Genomic DNA, 2,867 nt, shown 5'->3' with positions numbered 1-2,867 from the left:
GGCGCGGGCGAGCCAGTTCAGTGCCTGCACGACGACGCGCGCGGCCTGGCGCAGGCTGAAGAACTGCACGCCGTAGTAGGTTTCCAGGCGCGCCGCATAGCCCTGGAAGCGGCGCCGCGCGGCGGCTTCGTCGAAGTTGCCGGGCTTGGCCTGGCGGATGCGCTCCCAGGGCTGCAGCAGCTTGTCCTGCAGCCAGGTGCGCATCTCCGACTCGACATAGTTGGTGCGCTGCAGCTCCGGGTTGGTGGCCGACAGATAAAAGCGCACCGTGTCGGCGTTGTAGCGTTCCAGGAAGTCGCCGACCCAGATCGCGTGCTTCAGGCTGGTGGAGAACTTCAGGTTCTCCAGCTCGTAGAACTCGTTGCTGATCAGCGCCTTGGGCAGCATGCAGCGCGGCCCGGCCGCGAACAGCAGGCCCAGGTGCACGAAGGCGAAGAAGAACGAGTTGTCATAACCGAAGAACTGCACCAGCTCCGTGTCGGGCGGCGGCGGGTTGTACGCGAACGCGCCGCTCTCGCCGCCGGCCTCCTGCGCGAGCGCGAAGCTGTTCAACAACCCCGGCAGCATCTCGCCCCAGGCGTTGTACTTCTGCCCGCCCAGGCCGGGGATGTCCACTGGAATGCCCCAGCGCGTGGGATAGGTCAGGCGGAAGTCCGGCAGCGGCTTGGCCAGCATCTGGCGCACGAATTCCATCAGGTGCGTGCGCCACACGACGTCGGTGCGCGCGTAGTAGCGCTCGAAGTCGGCGCGAAAGCTTTCCAGCGGCAGGAACAGGCCCGGCGCGGGCTTGCGCACCAGGCGGTGGCCGTTGTCGACGGTGCAGCGCGGCTCGATCAGTCCGACCGGGTCGTTGGGATGGCCGCACACCTCGCAGATATTTCCGCGCGTGCCTTCCAGGCAGGTGGGACAGGTGCCGCCGACATACGCTTCGAACACGTAGACGCCGCAGTCTTCGCAGAACAAGCAGGGCGTTTCCTTGACCTGCAGCCGGCCTTCGTTGAGCAGCTTCGTAAAGAAGCCGCCGACGAATCCGGCATGCCTGGCATCGGGCCGGTTGAAGGCGTCCAGCGCGATGCGCCCGCCTTGCAGCGAGCGTCGGATGCGATGGTCGTAGTCGTTGGCCACGGTTTCCGGCGCGCGCTGCTCGATCGCCGCGGTGGTGACGACATAGGTCTGGTTGTCGTCCCCGCTCGATACATATGCCGCGCGCTTGCCGCAAAGATGGGCAAATCGCTTGAAGACATCTCCGGCCAGATAAGGCCCGCTGAGATGGCCCAGATGCAAATCTCCGTTCGTTGTCGGCGGAGTTGCTGTGATGAGATATCGAATGGCGGCCTCCTATCAGATGGGCGGCCATTCCATCACGGGGAAAGCTTGCTGTCTCCTGTCAGGTATGCGCCAAATCGCAACGGCTGTGATGGGCTGTGTAAACTTATTTAGTGTTTACCCTGATCTATGCAGTCCTTGTTCTGCGGGTGACCCTCTGTCCACCATGTGCAGAAGAAGCGCAGGTCTTCGCCTGTCAGATTTTCTAATGTGTGTTCCGACTTCGAAGGAAGATGCACAACGTCACCGGCCTGCAATTCACAGACCTCATCGTCGATGCGCAGCCGCCCGTGCCCTGTAAGGAGCACGAAGCTTTCGTTGTCGATATGGCTGTGGGGCACGGTCGCCTCGCGCGGCGCGATGTCCGCCAGGGCCGAGCCCCAGTCGAGCGGCTCGCTCTCGGGCAGCAGCGGCAGCCTGCGAAAGCGCGTGTTGAATTCGATGGTGGACTTCGCCTGCTTCTCGCGCTGCAGCACGATGCGCGGCCCGCCGGCGGGCGCCGCGCGCGGCAGCCACACTGTCAGCGCGCTGGCGTCAGGAGTGAGCGCGCGCACAGTGCAGGCGCGCGCGCCGTGCACCACCGCTGCATCGCCTGCTGACAATTCCTGGTGTTCGGCACCCAGCGCAAGCGCGATGATGCCGTGCGCGGCCACCACCAGGCAATCCCCCTCGCGTTCGGACAAGGCGCTGTCGGCGCCGGGGCGCAGCGCCAGCCAGGCTGCGCCGACCGGTGCGCCCGGTGCGAGGTCGAGTGCATGGCAGTGCGCCGATGCATGCTGCGCGAAGCGGTGAATGTGCATATGCTGTCTCCCTGAAATCTTGGCCGAGATGGGCGTTCTGCAGTCTAGAAGGCCCCGCCCGTTTTGGCTCCTGACGGTTGTAGGCGCCGAATGAATAGAAAAGAAGGTGAGAAAAGGAAATGGGAGACACGGATATGCAACAGGACGTGATCGTCATCGGCGCCGGCCTGATCGGCCTGGCCATCGCCGACGAGCTGGCGCGGCGCGGCCGCCGGGTGCGCGTGCTGGCCGACCGGCCGGCGCGCAACACCGCGTCCTGGACCGGCGCCGGCATGCTGACACCGCATCCTGAGCGCTCCTGGCATCCGCTATCCGAGCGCCTGTGCCTGCGCTCCTTCGAGATGTATCCGGCGTTCGTGAACGACCTGGCCGAGCGCACCGGCATCGACTGCGAGCTGCGCATGGACGGCCTGCTGATCACCGCCGGCGACGTTGCCGGCGAGCGCAGCTTGCGCGAGCGCGCCGAGGAACTGCGCGACGCCGGCCGCGAAGCGCGCTGGCTGGATGCCGACGCCGTGCGCGAGGCCGAACCCGCGCTGTCGGTGCAGGAGCATGGCGGCATCCTGCTGGCCGACACCGGCCAGGTGAACAACCGGCAACTGCTGGCCGCGCTGGAAGCGGCCTGCGTGAAGCGCGGCGTCGCCATCGACCGCGAGGCCGCCGGCGTGCGCCTGGTGGCCGACGGCGACCGCGTGCGCGGCGTGCAGACCGCGGCCGGCCTGCTCGCGGCGCCCACCGTGG

3 protein-coding genes are annotated in these 2,867 nt (G+C 66.6%); 1 reads left to right on the top strand and 2 read right to left on the bottom strand.

The annotated features are described in order from the left end of the window. Both H0U68_RS08385 and H0U68_RS08380 read right to left on the bottom strand, forming a co-directional pair. Positions 1–1,317 (bottom strand): class I tRNA ligase family protein (locus H0U68_RS08385; protein WP_296354536.1); only part of this gene is annotated, 1,317 nt, incomplete at its 3' end. 119 nt (positions 1,318–1,436) lie between these two features. Further along, positions 1,437–2,126, bottom strand: coding sequence for a cupin domain-containing protein (locus H0U68_RS08380; protein WP_296354534.1), 690 nt, complete (start codon positions 2,124–2,126; stop codon positions 1,437–1,439). Between the two features lie 134 nt (positions 2,127–2,260). Here H0U68_RS08380 and H0U68_RS08375 point away from each other — a divergent pair. Next, positions 2,261–2,867, top strand: a 607-nt coding sequence (locus H0U68_RS08375) for an FAD-dependent oxidoreductase (protein WP_296354530.1), incomplete at its 3' end; no start/stop codon positions are given.

The organism is Ramlibacter sp. (assembly GCF_013697775.1).
GTDB lineage: Bacteria > Pseudomonadota > Gammaproteobacteria > Burkholderiales > Burkholderiaceae_C > Ramlibacter.
This window is presented reverse-complemented; position numbering and strand designations above follow the sequence as displayed.

Excerpts from the sequence above, each read along its gene's own strand:
- H0U68_RS08380 (WP_296354534.1), bottom strand. The coding sequence starts at position 2,126 with ATGCACATTCACCGCTTCGCGCAGCATGCATCGGCGCACTGCCATGCA.